Raw genomic sequence first — 16,273 nt, forward strand, 5'->3', positions numbered from 1 at the left:
TGCCGGCTTTTTTGTTTTGGAGAAATTAATAATGAACCTACTGATGTGTCCTGTTTGTCGTGAGCAGCTCAGATTAAACGAACGCACGTGGCGCTGTGACAATCAGCATAGCTATGATGTAGCAAAACAAGGCTATGTGAATCTGCATGTGGTTCAGCATAAACATAGTAAAAATCCAGGCGATACGCCTGAATCAGTACAGGCCCGCCGTGCATTTTTAAGTGCAGGGCACTACGCACCGTTACAACAAGCAGTGGTTCAAAAGATTCGTGAACTGCGTATTGAGAATCTACTGGATATTGGTTGTGGAGAGGGCTATTACACTAATGCCATGCAACAAGAAGTGCTGCAGTGTGTAGGCGTAGATATTGCCAAAAATGCGATTCAAGTGGCAGCAAAGCTGAATAAAGATGTCACCTGGGTCGTGGGTACGGGGGCAACTTTACCAGTCTTAGATAACTCAATTGATTTATGTACCAGTCTATTTAGTCCGATTCCGAAACAAGAAATCCTGCGTGTGCTGAAGCCAAAATCTTATTTGTTGATTGTGACGCCTGCACCACAGCATTTATATGCAATGCGTGAAGCTTTATTTGAGGAAGTTAAACCGCATGAACCACAGAAATTCGTCGAGCAGTTGCAGGATGCTTTTGATTTAGTGAGCGAACAAGTTGTAGAAGCACCGATGAATTTGCCACAGACGGACCTAAAAAATCTAATTGCCATGACGCCGTATGCTTATAAGGCGAAGCCGGAACGCCGTCTGGCACTCGAGCAGCAGGAACAATTTGAACTGATGGCGCAATATCAGATTTATCTGTTCCAAAAGAAATGATGTATACCATTGCCTAAATAATAAAAAAGCCCCCAATTGAGGGCTTTTTTATTTGGCTATCTAATCACTATAAATTACTGAACCTGTTCAATCAGATTATCAAGAGAATCTGTTTTCTTGGGTTGAAGTGGCTGCTCCTGGCTTCTTGGTGTTTCACCAGGTACATTCAGTTCTTCACCAGGTAGATCTTCAAAATCATTTTGTTCGCGTCTCGGTTTAACGACCGGTGCTGGACGATAGAGTGGTGTAGCCATTGGAGGTGAAGAATGATCATCATGGACTTCTACATCTTGGTTGATCACTTTGGTGCGGTTTACTGGCGCTTTGGCTTTGCGATCTAGACGTACCCAAGCTTCTGGAGTGCCTTTGAGTGCGTTGGCCATAAAGTCAGTCCAGATTGGTAAGGCAGCGACACCACCATACTCACGGCGTCCTAAGGTGGTTGGCTGGTCAAAACCGACCCATGCTACAGTGACTAGCTTGCCATTGAAGCCGGCAAACCAGGCATCTTTAGCATCGTTCGTTGTACCAGTTTTACCACCCAAGTCACTACGACCGATACGTAGCGCTGCACGACCAGTACCATGCTGAATGACATCACGCAGAATATTGGCCATGTCATAAGCCGAGCTGGATTTGAGAATACGCTGTGCCTGACGATAGTTGCTATGCTCAGCCGAAACTTTTGGTGCTGTCGCTTTAGTTTCTAAAGAGCGGTTGTGGATTTCGATCACTTCATCATCTGGCGTCACGACATCAGCAGAAGCGATAGTTTCTTCTTCCTGATCGATACAGGAAATGCAGGCATATTCAGGTTTGGCTTCAAAGATGGTTTTGCCATAAGCATCTTCAATACGGCTGATAAAATGCGGCTGAATACGGTAACCACCATTCGCGAACGTGGCATAACCAGTAGCCATCTGAACTGGCAGTACTTGCGGAGTACCAAGGGCGATGGTGTAGTTACGTGGGATCTGTTTATCTTCCAGACCAAAATCCATCAAAAGCTGACGGGTACGCTCAATGCCAACTGTTTGTAGTAAACGGACAGAAACCGTATTACGTGATAGATACAAGGCACGACGTAAAGGAATCATGCCTAGATAACGGCCATCTGAGTTTCTTGGCGTCCATTTACCAATGGTAATCGGTGCATCATTGACCATGGTATGGGGTGTCATGCCACGTTCCAATGCTAGTGCGTAAACAAAGGGCTTGATGGTAGAACCCGGTTGACGCCAGCCTTGAATAGCACGGTTAAATGTAGACTGATAAAAATTATAGCCACCTACTACGGCTTCAATTGCACCGTTATTAGGATTTAACGCAATAAGTTGACCTTGTGCTTTAGGAATTTGTACTAGTGCCCACGAAGTTTTCTGTTCATTAGGACGTAAGCGCACAATATCTTTAAGCTTAACAATATCCGCCGCACGGTTTGGTGCAGCACCCACACTATTGGCATTGCGATAGCGTCGTGCCCAAGACATGCCAGACCAAGGAACGGTGACTGTCGTGCCATCCTGCATTAAGGCTTCAAAGCTATTTGAGCTTATCTTAGTAACTTGGGCAGGGTAGGTATTGGCAAAAGGCTGGAAATTTTGTAAGGGTTGATCATTTGCTTCAGCACCGCGCCAACCATGACGTCGATCATAGGCTTCCAGACCTTCTTGTACGGACTGCTCAGCATAAGCTTGGCGTTGACTATTAATCGTGGTGTAGACCTTATAGCCTGAGTCGATTGCCTGTTCCCCAAAGTTCTGGATGAGCTCAGCGCGAACCATTTCACCGACATAGGGAAATTTATTACGGGTACTACGATCAGGCATATCCAGATTGACTGGTTCAGCAATTGCCTGCTGATATTGACCCTGATTGATATAGCCCAGTTGTAGCATACGTCCCAGAATCCAGTTACGACGTTCAAGTGCACGTTTAGGATTAGCGACCGGGTTATATTTAGAAGGCGCTTTAGGCAGACCTGAAATCATTGCCATTTGGGCAAGAGATAGCTCTTCTAAGCTTTTATTATAATAAATTTTAGCTGCTGCCGCGATGCCATAGGCATTTTTACCCAAGAAGATTTTATTGACATATAAGGTCAGGATTTCTTCTTTTGTCAGGTTTTGCTCAATTTTACGTGCCAGGAAAATCTCGGTCAGTTTACGCTTCAGTGTGCGTTCTGGACTGAGATAATAGTTTTTTGCTACCTGCATGGTAATAGTCGAGCCGCCGGTCTGCACATCGGAACCAGTCACGCTTTCACTTAATGCACGTCCCAAGCCTTTAAAACTGATGCCGCTATGTTCGAAAAAGCTGGAATCTTCAGCAGCGAGGAAGGCATGGATGAATTCCGGTGGAATTTGATCATATTCCACAGGTACAGAAAGTTTACCGCCATATTCTGCAATCAGCTCTTGATCAGAACTAAATACCTGTAAAGGCTTGAGTAAAGGTGCCTTTTTAAGGATGGACATTTCAGGCAAAGATGGGGCAATATAGAGGTACATGCCGTAAAAACCCATCGGAATTGAGATCATAATTATGATAATGATCAAAAAAAATGGATGAACAAGGCCTGAACTGGATAGCTTTTTCATAACAAGTAAGTTTTAATAAGAGCTAATGGCAAACTAAGTGAGCGGTCAGTATATCCTTTAGATATACATAATGTTAGATGAGTTATTGTATCTAGATAAAATTATTAGACTGATTATACCTAGTAAGCTACTTTATTTTTGGGGATAAAAAAATAATAGGAATGATATTGTGCGCAGGTTATATCGTAAGCCAAACAAGGGGTTAATAGGCGTCGACATCAGTTCGACCTCTGTTAAAGTTTTGGAACTCTCTATGAAAAGCGGACGGTACTGGGTAGAAAGCTATGCTTTGGTCCCATTACCAGAAGGTAGTGTTGTTGAAAAAAACATCTTAAATCCAGAAGCCGTCGGTGATGCTTTGGCTCGTGCTATTAACTTAGCCAATACCCAATCCAACCAGGCTGCATTTGCGATTCCTACTTCTATGGCGATCACCAAAACGATCGAAATGGATGCAGATATGACGAGTGATGAACGGGAAGTTCAGATTCGTGAAGATGCCGAACAATACATTCCATTCCCGCTCGATGAAGCAAGCATTGACTTTGAAGTCTTGCCGGACCGTTTATCTAATCCGAACCATGTCAACGTTCTGTTGGTCGCAACCCGTATTGAAAATGTCGAAGCACGTTCTGAAGTGCTGCAAATTGCAGGGGTTACACCTAAGATTGCAGATGTAGAAAGCTTTGCGTTGGAAAATGCGTTCAGGGTTTTTGCGGACACATTGCCAATGGGTGTAAATACGGTTGGTATTCTGGATATTGGTCATAGCATGACGACTTTATCGGTTATGCAGAATAATAAGATTATCTATACTCGTGAGCAGGTGTTTGGGGGGAAACAGCTGACTCAGGAAATCCAGAATCGTTATGGTCTGTCTTTTGAGGAAGCGGGTCGTGCTAAGAAAACACGTGCACTACCAGATGACTATGATATTGAAGTGCTTGAGCCGTTCCTGGATGCAGTCGTGCAACAGGCAGCTCGCTCATTACAGTTCTTCTTTTCATCGTCTCAATTTAATGAAATTGACCATATCTTATTGGCAGGGGGGAATGCCAATATCCCGGGCTTAGCAAAACTATTGCAGCAAAAACTCGGTTACCGTGTCACGATCGCGAATCCATTTTTACAGATGGGCTTTTCTCCTCAAATTGATATTAAAAAAATTGAAAATGACGCGTCCTCACTCATGGTTGCATGTGGTTTGGCATTGAGGAGTTTTGATTAATGGCAAAAATTAACTTACTCCCTTGGCGTGATGAGCTCAGGGTTAAAAGAAATAACGAATTTGTCGCATATTGTGTTGGGGCGTTGTTGCTAGGGGTAACAGCAGCTGGGGGAAGCTGGTTCTATTACGATCAAAAATTACAAGATCAGGAACAAGCTAACCAACTCATCATCAGTACCAATCAGAATCTGGATGTACAGCTAAAATCTTTAGAAGGTTTACAGGAACAGCGTGATGCAATTGTTGAGCGCATGAAGCTGATTCAAGGCCTGCAAACCCAGCGTCCAATTGCCGTACATCTCATTGATGAAATTGTACGTGTTACACCAAGCGATATGTATATCACCAGGTTTGTCCGTAGCGGTGATAAGTTCATTATCGAAGGTAAAGCAGCAAGTCCAAATACGGTTGCGGAGTTACTGCGTAATCTGGAGGCTTCTTCCTGGTATCGAAATGCCTTCATGAATGCATTCTTGGTTGCAGAAGAGAAAAAGGATAAAGCACCAAGCTCTGTAATTCCACGTGTTGAAGAATCTTATGGCACATTCACAGTTACCGTGGATCTCGACCAGATTGCTCAACCGGTGCTTTCAGAACAACAGTCCCAAGCGGCTGCAACAACAGGAGGGGCGACATCATGAACGAACAATTCGATGAATTAGGTCAGGAAGCTGTTGTTGCACCGAAAAATAAAATGACGGTAGAAAAATTCTTTCAACAGTTTAATACCTTGGATCCAAATAACTACGGTAGTTGGCCACTGGCTGTAAAGATTACCTGCTGGATCTTTATTGTGTTCCTGGTTTTAATGCTGGCTTACTTTGGTTTGATTCGAGGAAAAATTGAATCGATTACTCAAGCCAATGCTCAAGAACAGAATCTGTTAAATGAATTTCGTGAGAAAGATTCCAAGTTGCGTAATTTGCAACAGTACCAACAACAACTTCAGGATATGGAAGCAAGCTTTAACCAACAGCTTGAACAGTTGCCGAAGGAAACTGAAATTCCGGGTCTGGTTGAAGATATTAACTTGAGTGGTGTCAATGCAGGACTGAAGTTCAAGAATATTCGTCTTGAACCTGAGGTGAAGCAAGAGTTCTTTATTGAACAGCCCATCTCTATTGAAGCAACCGGTGATTATCATGCCTTTGGTTCATTTGTCAGCGGGATTGCGGGATTGTCTCGTATTGTGACGCTACACGACTTTACAATTACGGGTACTGAAAATAAAGAGAAGAAAACAGATATTCCAGTTATTGATTACACCTTGAAGGCGAAAACCTATCGTTATGTGGGAGCTCAAGACAGATCTCAGATGGATCAACAATCTGATGTAGATAAAAGCGGTGATAAGAAAAATAGTAAAAAAGTAAGTAAAGCTAAAAATGGAGGGAAAAAGTAATGAAGAAATTAAAAATTACTTTAACTGTCCTGGCTGTTACAGTGCTAGTAGGCTGTGAATCACGCATTGATGTTGTAAATCAGGAAATGGCAAATATCCGGAATCAGCCAGCTTTACCAATTGAACCAGCTCCCGATTTTACTCAGGTTGAAACTTTTAGTTATGCTGCGCATCAGTTAAAAAGTCCATTCTTGCCAAGCTCATTGGCAGCAGAACTGAAAATTATGGCAGGTAAGCGGGTATATCCTAACCTGTCACGACAGCTACAGCCACTAGAAAGCTACCCGCTTGAGACTTTGACCATGAAAGGAAGTCTTAAAAATCAGGCCGGACAGATTATGGCTTTGATTAATACACCGGATGGGGAAATTGAGCGTGTACAGCGCGGCAGTTATATGGGACTCAATCATGGTCGAGTGGTCAATATTACACCGACACAAATTGATTTAATCGAGATTATTCCAGATGGACGTGAAGGTTATGTGGAGCGCCCTCGCAGCATGGTCTTGATTGGGCCTGCGCCATAAGTTAAAGGGAATAACAATGAATAAAAGTTTTAAAGAATTTATTTTTGGGGATGCTAATACAATGAATCATGTGTTTCGTCAGTTTTCAATGGGGGCAGTTGCCATCGCAGTTATGCAGGCGGCAAGTGCACAGGTTTCGATGACCAATGTGGTACCAATGCAAATTCCAGGGCAAGGGACTGAAATTCGCGTGATGTTTAATGGCTTGCCACCTCAGCCACAGGCTTATCAGTTAGAATCGCCCTCACGCCTGATTCTGGATTTTGATAAAGCTCAGCAAAATTTAAAACAAAATAATATTGCTGTGGCAACAAAAGAAGCGAGTTCTGTAGATGTGACTTCAGATGCGCAGCGTGCACGTTTAACGGTGAATCTTGCAGATGCGGGTGCATTTACCACGCGTGTTGAAGGCAATACCTTTATTCTCAAGATTAACCCTACTAATCCTGTTGTCCCTGTACAGCCAATCGTGCAACAAAATACCCAAGGCATTACCAATATCGGGTTCCAGCGCGGGGCTAAAGGTGAAGGTCAGGTTGTGATTGATCTGGCGAGTGGTAATACACCAGTTGATGTTCAACAACAGGGAACTAAAGTTATTGTACGAGCTTTAGGTTCTAAGATTTCGACACATCTGACTCGTCGTTTGAATGTTAATGACTTTGCTACGCCAGTCTCGACAGTAGATGCAGTGAACCAGAATGGTTCAGGCGTGATTACCATTCAAACTTCAGATAGCTATGAGTACATGGCTTATCAAACCGATAACAAACTGACAATTAGCTTAAAACGTCCAGAAGAGAAAAATCCGCTAAAACCTAAAGCAGCACATCATTATACCGGCAAGAAAATTTCTTTGGATTTCCAAGATATTGAAGTACGTAGAGTATTGCAGTTACTAGCAGATTTTACTGATATTAATATGGTTGCGGCAGATAGCGTACAAGGAAATATTACTTTACGCTTGAAAGAGGTACCTTGGGATCAGGCCTTAGATATCGTTCTAAAAACCAAGAATCTAGATAAGCGCCGTAATGGAAATGTCATCTGGATTGCCCCTGTTTCTGAGCTAATTAAAGCTGAAGAAGAAGAAGCAAAAGCTTTAAAACAAAGTACTAAATTAGCTCCAATCCAAACAGAATATATGCAACTCAGTTATGCAAAAGCTGCAGATATTGAAAAACTGATTACACAAAATAAATCAGCCCAAAATTCTACTAACTCCTCTAATACTTCTTCCAATAATTCTAATGATGAAGATAAAGAGAGTTTATTGAGTAACCGAGGTTCAGTATCAATTGATGTGCGTACCAATACTCTGATTGTTAATGATACTCAACCATTTATTGATAAAATCCGTAATATGGTGGATTTGCTTGATGTACAGGTAAAACAGGTGATGGTTGAGGCCCGGATTGTTCGAGCATCCACAGAGTTTACTAAAGAAATGGGTGTTAAATGGGGGATTTTATCTCAGGGTGTTACTAATAATAATCACCTGTTAGTCGGTGGAAGTGATACAACCCTTTGGGATCTTAGAACGCCAGAGCTTGATGAGGAACTTGGTGGTTGGAAATATGAAATTGAACGTCCGCAAAACTTAAACGTCGACCTAGGTGTAGCCAATGCGGCAGGTAAAATTGCCTTTGGTTTAATCAGCCTTTCTGATTTTATGTTAGATCTAGAACTCTCTGCATTACAGGCAGATGGATATGGTGAGGTGATTTCTACGCCAAAAGTACTGACCGCAGATAAGCAAAAGGCAACAGTAGAATCGGGTGTCGAGGTTCCATATCAATCAACTGAGGGGAGTGGGGCAAGTGCAACGGCGACTACGGAGTTTAAGGATGTGGTACTTAAACTTGATGTAACCCCAAGTATTACACCAGATGGTAAAGTGCAAATGGCGTTAGATATTTCTAGTGACAGTATTGCTGGGACAACCCCAATGGGTGAGTATTACTTAAACAAAAATCGATTAAATACGAATGTACTTGTTGAAAATGGCGAGACTGTAGTGCTCGGTGGGATTTTTGAGCAAGAGACACTGAATGGTCAAACTAAAGTACCATTCTTAGGTGATATTCCATATTTAGGCCGTTTGTTCCGTAAGGATACAAAAACTGACAATAAACGTGAGCTCCTGATTTTTGTTACACCTCGAATTGTTAATGACAGTGTTTCAAGAAATCATTAATATATTTTGAAATTAACAAAATGAATAGGTGACTCCTTGCCAAGCAAAGAGTTTGAATCCCTACCAAATATCTATTTGGTAGGGCCGATGGGGGCGGGAAAGACAACAGTAGGACGACATTTAGCAGAATTGTTAGGACGAGAATTTCTGGACAGTGATCATGAAATTGAGCGTAAAACAGGTGCGACGATTCCCTGGATCTTTGAAAAAGAGGGTGAACAGGGCTTTCGTAGTCGTGAAACGGTTGTCATCAATGAGTTAACCTCACGACCACAGTTGGTTCTAGCCACAGGTGGTGGTGCGGTGACTCAGGCACCCAATCGTGAATATCTTAAAAACCGCGGTATCGTGGTTTATCTTTATACTCCTGTTGAAATACAGCTTCAGCGAACCTATCGCGACAAAAACCGTCCTTTATTACAAGTTGAAAACCCTGAGCAGAAACTCAAAGAGCTGCTAGCAATTCGGGATCCATTGTATCGGGAAGTCGCCCATCATATTATTGAGACCAATCAGGGGGCTGCACGGGATCTGGCGCAGCGTATTCTGAATCTCATCCTTCCGAAGAATTAAGCTCAGTTGAAAAGTGGTTACCCCATCATGCAAACCTTACATGTCGAACTCGGTGAACGTCGTTACCCAATTTTTATTGGCAGTGGCTTAAATCCTCAAGAACTGCTTGAGCCTTATATTCATGGCAAACAAGTGATGATTGTCAGTAATGACACGGTGGCACCACTATATCTAGAACATTATAAAACGGCTTTAGAAGACCTAGGTAAAACAGTTGAGACCTGTATTCTGCCTGATGGTGAGAAATTCAAAAATGTCGAACATCTGAATCTGATTTTTGATGCATTACTTGAAGCCGGTTTTAATCGTGATTGTACGGTTTTGGCACTGGGCGGCGGTGTGATTGGTGATATGGCTGGCTTTGCCTCAGCCTGTTTTCAGCGTGGGGTTTACTTTATACAAGTACCTACGACCTTACTTTCACAAGTGGATTCCAGTGTTGGCGGTAAAACTGGGATTAACCATCCACTGGGAAAAAACATGATTGGTGCTTTCCAGCAGCCACAAGTGGTGCTGGCAGATATGTCTCAGTTATCAACCTTGCCTGACCGTGAACTATCAGCTGGTCTTGCGGAAGTCATTAAATATGCCTTACTTGGTGATGAAGATTTTCTGGTTTGGCTGGAAGCCAATATGAAAGGTTTGATTGGACGGAGTGAGCAGTTACTTGCTGAAGCCGTCTATCGTTCATGTGCACATAAAGCCCGTATTGTAGCGAATGATGAGAAAGAGCAGGGTGAGCGTGCGTTATTGAATCTCGGTCATACTTTTGGTCATGCCATCGAATCTTATCTGGGCTATGGTGAATGGCTGCATGGTGAAGCAGTTGCGACCGGTATGGTCATGGCAGCCGATCTGTCACAACGCATGGGCTGGATTTTGGAAGCCGATGTTGAGCGTACAAAAAAAATCATTTCTCGTGCCAAACTCCCGATAGTTTGTCCTAAAATTCCTCTGGATGATTTCCTGGGCTATATGGCGCATGATAAAAAAGTCCTGAATGGACAGTTGCGTCTGGTTTTATTAAAGAAATTAGGCCAGGCCATTATCACCCGAGACTTTGATGTAGAATTGATGAAACAGGCCATTTTGGCCAATCAGGTATAGGTAATTTTAGAAAATGACAGCACTCCACACGCCATGGCAAAAGATTCAGCATTATTTTTGGCTGGTCAGTGCGGTAGGCTGTCTTTTTATTGCGCTCATTTTTTGGGCAATTACCGATAAAGATGAAGTCATTCCAGTAGAAAAAAAACCTGAAACTGAGGTTGAACTACTGATCCAACCTGAAAAAGTGGCTTCAATGACCCATCTTGGTGCATTAAATGATGAGGTTCATCCGCTTGATATGACGACACGCACCATTGTGAATGCAAACCATGAAGCTGAATTTCGTGGTACCAAGTATGTCACTCAGTTTAAAAATCAGTATGCGATTGAGCTATTTCGGGTTTCTGATGAAATCATCATCAAAAATTTCTTAAGAAAACAGGTAGACCGTAATAAATTCATTTATTTACGTCTATCTGGCGAAAATATGCCAGAGCAATATGTATTGCTCTATGGTGCTTATAAATCAGCGAATGAAGCGAAGCAGGCACTGGATCATCTGAATATGGGTTTACCAAAATCAGTTAAACCAGCGGTGCAGCAAATTCAGGATTATCAACCTTATGTGAATAACATGGGTTCTGATGAACTGACCTCTAATCAGAAGCTATATGAGGTACGCTTGAAAAATGTGCCTTTACCTAAAGTGGAAGAATCAGTTGCTCCTAAACCACAGACCCAGTCATCCTTGAATACGCAAAGTACCACCAGTACCACCATTGTTCGTCGTGATTCGGAAGGGAATGTGGTAGATGTGCAGAAGTCTGAAAGTGCCTTACCATCAGCACCACGTAATCCACAGAATGGTCAGCAACGCACTGAAGAACAAGAGATCAGTGATCCTTTTAACTAAGGCAAATTTGGGTGCGGGCTAAAATAGCGCACCCTTTATAAGAAAATGCCATAAATGAGCGCTTTTGGTGCAAAAAATACACAATAAAAAAGATGCCTCTGTTTCTAAAATTTGCTAAATCTTTGTCATTGGTATTGTTTTTGTCTTGGTGCATCAAGTTGGCATGTTATTTGCTTAATTGGTGCATGAATTGAATTAATCTCCCTGTTTTGGCGCGAAAATGATTCGATGATTATGCGTAAGTGTCACATTTAGTCGTTATTTTTATGTGATTTCTGAGTCTCTTAAACTTTATTTTTCATGCATATCAACCTGAAAAGGTTTATCTTCAAAGTGTGAAGAAGAGTTTTGCTCTGCTGATAGAAATTTCCTCGAAAGTGAATTGGACGCCATCGCAAAGACGGATTTAGATTGTTTAACAGCCCGCCAGGGCTTTGTGATAAGAAGGGTACGCTATGCACATGCCATCGCCTAATAATGTAGCTCCCGCTCAAGGTTTATACCAACCGGATGAGTTTAAAGATAACTGTGGTTTCGGTTTGATCGCCCATATGCAGGGTGATGCAAGCCATGATCTCGTCAAGACCGCAATTCATAGTTTAAGTTGTATGACCCACCGTGGTGGTATTGCCGCAGATGGTAAGACCGGTGATGGATGTGGTTTGCTACTGGCTATGCCAAAAGAATTCTTCCGCGAAGAAGCAAAACGTTTAAGTGATATTACCTTAAGCGAAATTTTTGCTGTGGGTACAATCTTCCTGAATCTGGATCCAGCACTTGCGGCACATGCAAAACAAGTATTGACCAAAGAAATTGAAGAAGAAGGTTGCCGTGTTATTGCATGGCGTGTGGTACCTACTAATAATGATGCACTGGGTGAGATTGCAATGCAGTCTCTGCCTGCTTTTGAGCAGATCATCGTGAACTGCCCAATTGGTGTAACTGAAGTTGAATTCAACCGTAAGTTATTCCTAGCGCGTCGTCGTGCCGAGCAGAAACTGACAAACGATCCATACTTCTATGTGACAACTTTATGCTCAACTGTGATTAGCTATAAAGGTTTGATGATGCCAGCAGCGATTGCTGACTTCTATACGGATCTGGCTGATGAGCGTCTGGCTTCACATATTGTGGTCTTCCACCAACGTTTCTCTACCAATACATTGCCACGCTGGCCATTGGCGCAGCCATTCCGTTACCTGGCACACAATGGTGAAATTAATACCATTACGGCTAACCGTAACTGGGCGATGGCGCGTACACCTAAATTTGAAAACCCGTTACTGCCAGGTTTGACTGAGCTGAATCCAATCGTGAACCGTACAGGTTCGGATTCTTCTAGTCTCGACAATATGCTGGAAATCCTGGTAGGTGGTGGTATGGACCTGTTCCGTGCGCTACGTATGTTGGTTCCACCCGCTTGGCAAAACGTTGAAACTTTAGATGCTGACTTACGTGCTTTCTACGAGTTCAACTCAAAACACATGGAAGCATGGGATGGCCCTGCAGGCTTGGTAATTCAGGATGGTCGTCATGCGATCTGTATGCTGGATCGTAATGGTCTGCGTCCAGCGCGTTGGGTAGTCACTAAAAATGGTTACATCACTCTTGCATCTGAAATCGGTGTATGGGGCTATGAACCTGAAGATGTCGTATCTAAAGGTCGTGTTGGTCCAGGTCAGATTCTGGTTGTAGATACCTTAACTGGTAAAGTGCTGGATACTCAGGATGTGAACCATCACCTGAAACGTATGCGTCCATACCGTGAATGGCTGCGTGAAAACTCAGTACGTCTACAAGGTAGCCCTGAACTTGAAGAATATCTGTGCGATCAAGGCTTGAAAGGCGATAACCTGAAAGCAGCACAGAAAATGTTCATGGTGACTTTTGAAGAACGTGACCAATTATTGCGTCCAATCGCAGAAAGCGGCCAGGAAGCTGTTGGTTCAATGGGTGATGATACGCCAATGGCTGTGCTATCACGTCAGGTACGTCACGTATCCGATTACTTCCGTCAACAGTTTGCGCAGGTAACTAATCCGCCAATCGATCCATTACGTGAATCGATCGTGATGTCACTGGAAACCTGTTTTGGTCGTGAACAGAATGTATTTGAGCAAAGCCCAGAACATGCAGACCGCTTGATTGTATCAAGTCCTGTATTGTCTAACTCAAAAATGCATCAGATCCGTACCATCGGCCGTAAAGGCTACGAAATTGCGGACATTGACCTGAACTACCCAGAATCTGAAGGTCTTGAGGCAGCGATTGCACGTATCTGTGAAGAATCGGCACAAGCAATCCGTGAAGGTAAAACTTTATTGGTGCTTTCAGACAAGAAAATCCGTGAAGGTTATCTGCCAGCAAATGCCGTGATGGTCACTGGTGCTGTACACCATCATCTGATCAATACTGGTCTGCGTACAGATGCCAACCTGATTATCGAAACTGGTTTTGCTCGTGATCCCCACCAATTTGCAGTACTTCTTGGCTTTGGCGCGACAGCGATCTATCCATACCTAGCGTATGACGTGATCAGTGACCTGGTAGCGAAAGGTGAATTACTGGGTGATCCGGTCTATGCACAAAACAATTTCCGTAAGGGTATTGAAAAAGGCTTGTTGAAAGTCCTGTCTAAGATGGGTATTTCAACGGTTGCTTCTTATCGTGGCGGTCAGCTGTTTGAAGCTGTCGGTTTATCTAATGAAGTGGTAAATAAATGCTTCGTTGGCGTACCAAGCCGTATTCAAGGTGCAACATTTGTAGATCTGGAAAATGACCAGAAACAATTGGCAGATATTGCGTGGAAAAACCGTAAGCCGATTGATCAAGGTGGCTTGCTGAAATTCGTATTCGGCAAGGAATATCATGCATTTAATCCGGACGTGATCAACTCGCTGCACAAAGCGGTTCGTTCTGGTAATTATGCTGACTTTAAAGAATATGCAGAACTTGTGAATAATCGTCCGATCGCCACCATCCGTGACTTATTCAAACTGAAAACAGACAATTCGATTGCACTGGATCAAGTGGAATCTGTGGAAGAGATCCTGCCTCGCTTTGACTCTGCGGGTATGTCTTTAGGTGCATTGTCACCTGAAGCACACGAAGCGATTGCGATTGCCATGAACACCATTGGCGGTCGTTCAAACTCAGGTGAGGGCGGTGAAGATCCAGCGCGTTACGGTACCATCCGTAACTCGAAAATCAAACAAATTGCATCGGGCCGTTTTGGTGTGACTCCTGCTTATTTAACTTCAGCAGAAGTCCTTCAAATTAAAGTCGCGCAAGGTGCAAAACCAGGTGAAGGTGGCCAGTTGCCGGGCGGTAAAGTAAACGGTCTGATTGCTCGTTTACGTTACTCTGTACCAGGTGTAACCCTCATTTCGCCACCACCGCATCATGACATCTATTCAATTGAAGATTTATCACAGTTGATCTTCGATTTAAAACAAGTTAACCCACAGGCGATGGTGTCAGTTAAGCTTGTTTCTGAACCAGGTGTTGGTACGATTGCGGCAGGTGTAGCGAAAGCCTATGCTGACTTCATTACCATTTCTGGTTATGACGGCGGTACAGCGGCTTCTCCACTTTCCTCTATTCACCATGCAGGTTCACCTTGGGAACTTGGTCTAAGTGAAGCGCATCAAGCACTTCGTGTAAATGACCTGCGTGGCAAAGTGCGTGTACAGACAGATGGTGGTCTGAAAACTGGTCTGGACGTTGTGAAAGCAGCAATTCTAGGTGCAGAAAGCTTCGGCTTCGGTTCTACACCGATGATCGCTTTAGGTTGTAAATACCTGCGTATCTGTCACTTGAACAACTGTGCAACTGGTGTAGCAACTCAGCAAGATCACTTGCGTCAAGAACACTACATCGGCGAACCAGAAATGCTGATCAACTTCTTCACCTTCATTGCTGAAGAAACACGTGAATGGTTGGCAGCGTTGGGTGTATCAAGTCTGAAAGATTTGATTGGTCGTACCGACTTGCTTGAAGTTTTACCAGGCGAAACTGATAAGCACGCACATCTAGACTTAAGTAAATTATTTGAGTCACATCCAGCTGCTGAAGGTAAAGCGCAGTACTGTGAAGTTCAGGGTAATGCACCGTTTGACAAAGGTATCCTTGCTGAGAAAATGGTAGAAGAAATTCTGCCAGTGATTGAGGCAGGTACAGGCGGTGAATATAGCTATACCATTGGTAACTGTGACCGTTCGATTGGTGCGCGTCTGTCAGGTGAGATTGCTAAACGTTATGGCAACCTCAGCATGGAAGCACATCCAGTTAAAGTGAACTTGCTGGGTACAGCGGGTCAATCACTGGGTGTATGGAATGCCGGTGGTCTGCATATCAGCCTTGAAGGCGATGCGAATGACTACGTGGGTAAAGGTATGGCAGGTGGTCGTATCTCGATCTTCCCGCCAAAAGGTTCGCCATTCCAGACTCAAAACACTGCGATCATTGGTAACACCTGTCTGTATGGCGCAACTGGCGGTAAGCTGTTTGCAGCAGGTACAGCAGGTGAGCGTTTCGCAGTACGTAACTCAGGTGCCTTTGCAGTGATTGAAGGTGCGGGCGACCACTGCTGTGAATATATGACTGGCGGTATCGTGACTGTACTTGGTAAGGTAGGTCATAACTTCGGTGCAGGTATGACCGGTGGGTTTGCCTACGTACTTGATCTGGATAATGACTTCGTTGACCATTACAACCATGAACTGATTGAGCTGAATCGTATTTCTACTGAAGCGATGGAAGAGCACAAAGCGTTCTTGGGTCGTATCCTGGATGAACATATTAAAGAAACAGGTAGTGCTTGGGCGTACAAGATCCGCCACGAGTTTGACTTCTACAGCCGTAAGTTCTGGTTGGTAAAACCAAAAGCTGCCAACTTGCAAACGCTGTTGAAAACAACTCAAGCTGATCCACAATAATTCCACTACTG

11 protein-coding genes are annotated in these 16,273 nt (G+C 43.5%); 10 read left to right on the forward strand and 1 reads right to left on the reverse strand.

Features of this window, described 5'->3' with window-relative positions:
• Positions 1-31 precede the first annotated feature (31 nt).
• Entirely contained in the window at positions 32-835 is an 804-nt protein-coding gene (locus BS636_RS06915; protein WP_099338119.1) for a putative RNA methyltransferase, read from the forward strand.
• A 74-nt stretch (positions 836-909) separates the two neighbouring features.
• Here the strand turns inward: BS636_RS06915 and ponA are convergent, their stop codons facing one another.
• Positions 910-3,435, reverse strand: coding sequence for a penicillin-binding protein PBP1a (ponA, locus tag BS636_RS06920; protein ID WP_099338120.1), 2,526 nt, complete (start codon positions 3,433-3,435; stop codon positions 910-912).
• A gap of 169 nt (positions 3,436-3,604) precedes the next feature.
• On the opposite strand from ponA, the gene BS636_RS06925 reads away from it, so the two are divergent.
• The 9 genes from BS636_RS06925 to gltB all read left to right on the forward strand — a co-directional run bounded on the left by BS636_RS06925 (position 3,605) and on the right by gltB (position 16,262).
• Positions 3,605-4,663: a pilus assembly protein PilM gene (locus BS636_RS06925; protein ID WP_099338121.1), complete on the forward strand. Its 1,059-nt coding sequence runs from the start codon at positions 3,605-3,607 to the stop codon at positions 4,661-4,663.
• Complete coding sequence (locus BS636_RS06930; protein WP_099338122.1) at positions 4,663-5,304, forward strand: PilN domain-containing protein; 642 nt, start codon at positions 4,663-4,665, stop codon at positions 5,302-5,304. The genes BS636_RS06925 and BS636_RS06930 overlap by 1 nt, the downstream gene beginning before the upstream one ends.
• Complete coding sequence (locus tag BS636_RS06935) at positions 5,298-6,065, forward strand: type 4a pilus biogenesis protein PilO (protein WP_171266066.1); 768 nt, start codon at positions 5,298-5,300, stop codon at positions 6,063-6,065. Before BS636_RS06930 ends, BS636_RS06935 begins: the two co-directional genes overlap by 7 nt.
• On the forward strand, positions 6,065-6,592 hold the full coding sequence (locus BS636_RS06940) for a pilus assembly protein PilP (RefSeq protein ID WP_099338124.1): 528 nt from the start codon (positions 6,065-6,067) through the stop codon (positions 6,590-6,592). Before BS636_RS06935 ends, BS636_RS06940 begins: the two co-directional genes overlap by 1 nt.
• Positions 6,593-6,653: 61 nt before the next feature.
• Entirely contained in the window at positions 6,654-8,789 is a 2,136-nt protein-coding gene (gene pilQ, locus BS636_RS06945; RefSeq protein WP_416202907.1) for a type IV pilus secretin PilQ, read from the forward strand.
• A 36-nt stretch (positions 8,790-8,825) separates the two neighbouring features.
• Positions 8,826-9,362 (forward strand): shikimate kinase AroK, encoded by a 537-nt coding sequence (gene aroK, locus BS636_RS06950; protein WP_099338126.1) that lies wholly within the window; start codon positions 8,826-8,828, stop codon positions 9,360-9,362.
• Between the two features lie 27 nt (positions 9,363-9,389).
• The gene (gene aroB, locus BS636_RS06955; protein ID WP_099338127.1) at positions 9,390-10,469 is read left to right on the forward strand and encodes a 3-dehydroquinate synthase; all 1,080 of its coding nucleotides are present in this window, start codon (positions 9,390-9,392) and stop codon (positions 10,467-10,469) included.
• Positions 10,470-10,482: 13 nt separating this feature from the next.
• Positions 10,483-11,325 (forward strand): hypothetical protein, encoded by an 843-nt coding sequence (locus tag BS636_RS06960; RefSeq protein ID WP_099338128.1) that lies wholly within the window; start codon positions 10,483-10,485, stop codon positions 11,323-11,325.
• 461 nt (positions 11,326-11,786) lie between these two features.
• Positions 11,787-16,262: a glutamate synthase large subunit gene (gene gltB, locus BS636_RS06965; RefSeq protein ID WP_099339618.1), complete on the forward strand. Its 4,476-nt coding sequence runs from the start codon at positions 11,787-11,789 to the stop codon at positions 16,260-16,262.
• Positions 16,263-16,273: the final 11 nt, after the last annotated feature.

This window comes from Acinetobacter sp. LoGeW2-3 (assembly GCF_002688565.1).
Lineage (GTDB): Bacteria > Pseudomonadota > Gammaproteobacteria > Pseudomonadales > Moraxellaceae > Acinetobacter.

What these genes read in the sequence shown, in the direction of transcription:
- gltB (WP_099339618.1), top strand. Translation starts at nt 11,787, where the DNA reads ATGCCATCGCCTAATAATGTAGCTCCCGCTCAAGGTTTATACCAACCG.
- aroB (WP_099338127.1), top strand. Translation starts at nt 9,390, where the DNA reads ATGCAAACCTTACATGTCGAACTCGGTGAACGTCGTTACCCAATTTTT.
- BS636_RS06940 (WP_099338124.1), top strand. Translation starts at nt 6,065, where the DNA reads ATGAAGAAATTAAAAATTACTTTAACTGTCCTGGCTGTTACAGTGCTA.
- ponA (WP_099338120.1), bottom strand. Translation starts at nt 3,435, where the DNA reads ATGAAAAAGCTATCCAGTTCAGGCCTTGTTCATCCATTTTTTTTGATC.
- BS636_RS06915 (WP_099338119.1), top strand. Translation starts at nt 32, where the DNA reads ATGAACCTACTGATGTGTCCTGTTTGTCGTGAGCAGCTCAGATTAAAC.
- BS636_RS06930 (WP_099338122.1), top strand. Translation starts at nt 4,663, where the DNA reads ATGGCAAAAATTAACTTACTCCCTTGGCGTGATGAGCTCAGGGTTAAA.
- BS636_RS06960 (WP_099338128.1), top strand. Translation starts at nt 10,483, where the DNA reads ATGACAGCACTCCACACGCCATGGCAAAAGATTCAGCATTATTTTTGG.
- pilQ (WP_416202907.1), top strand. Translation starts at nt 6,654, where the DNA reads ATGAATCATGTGTTTCGTCAGTTTTCAATGGGGGCAGTTGCCATCGCA.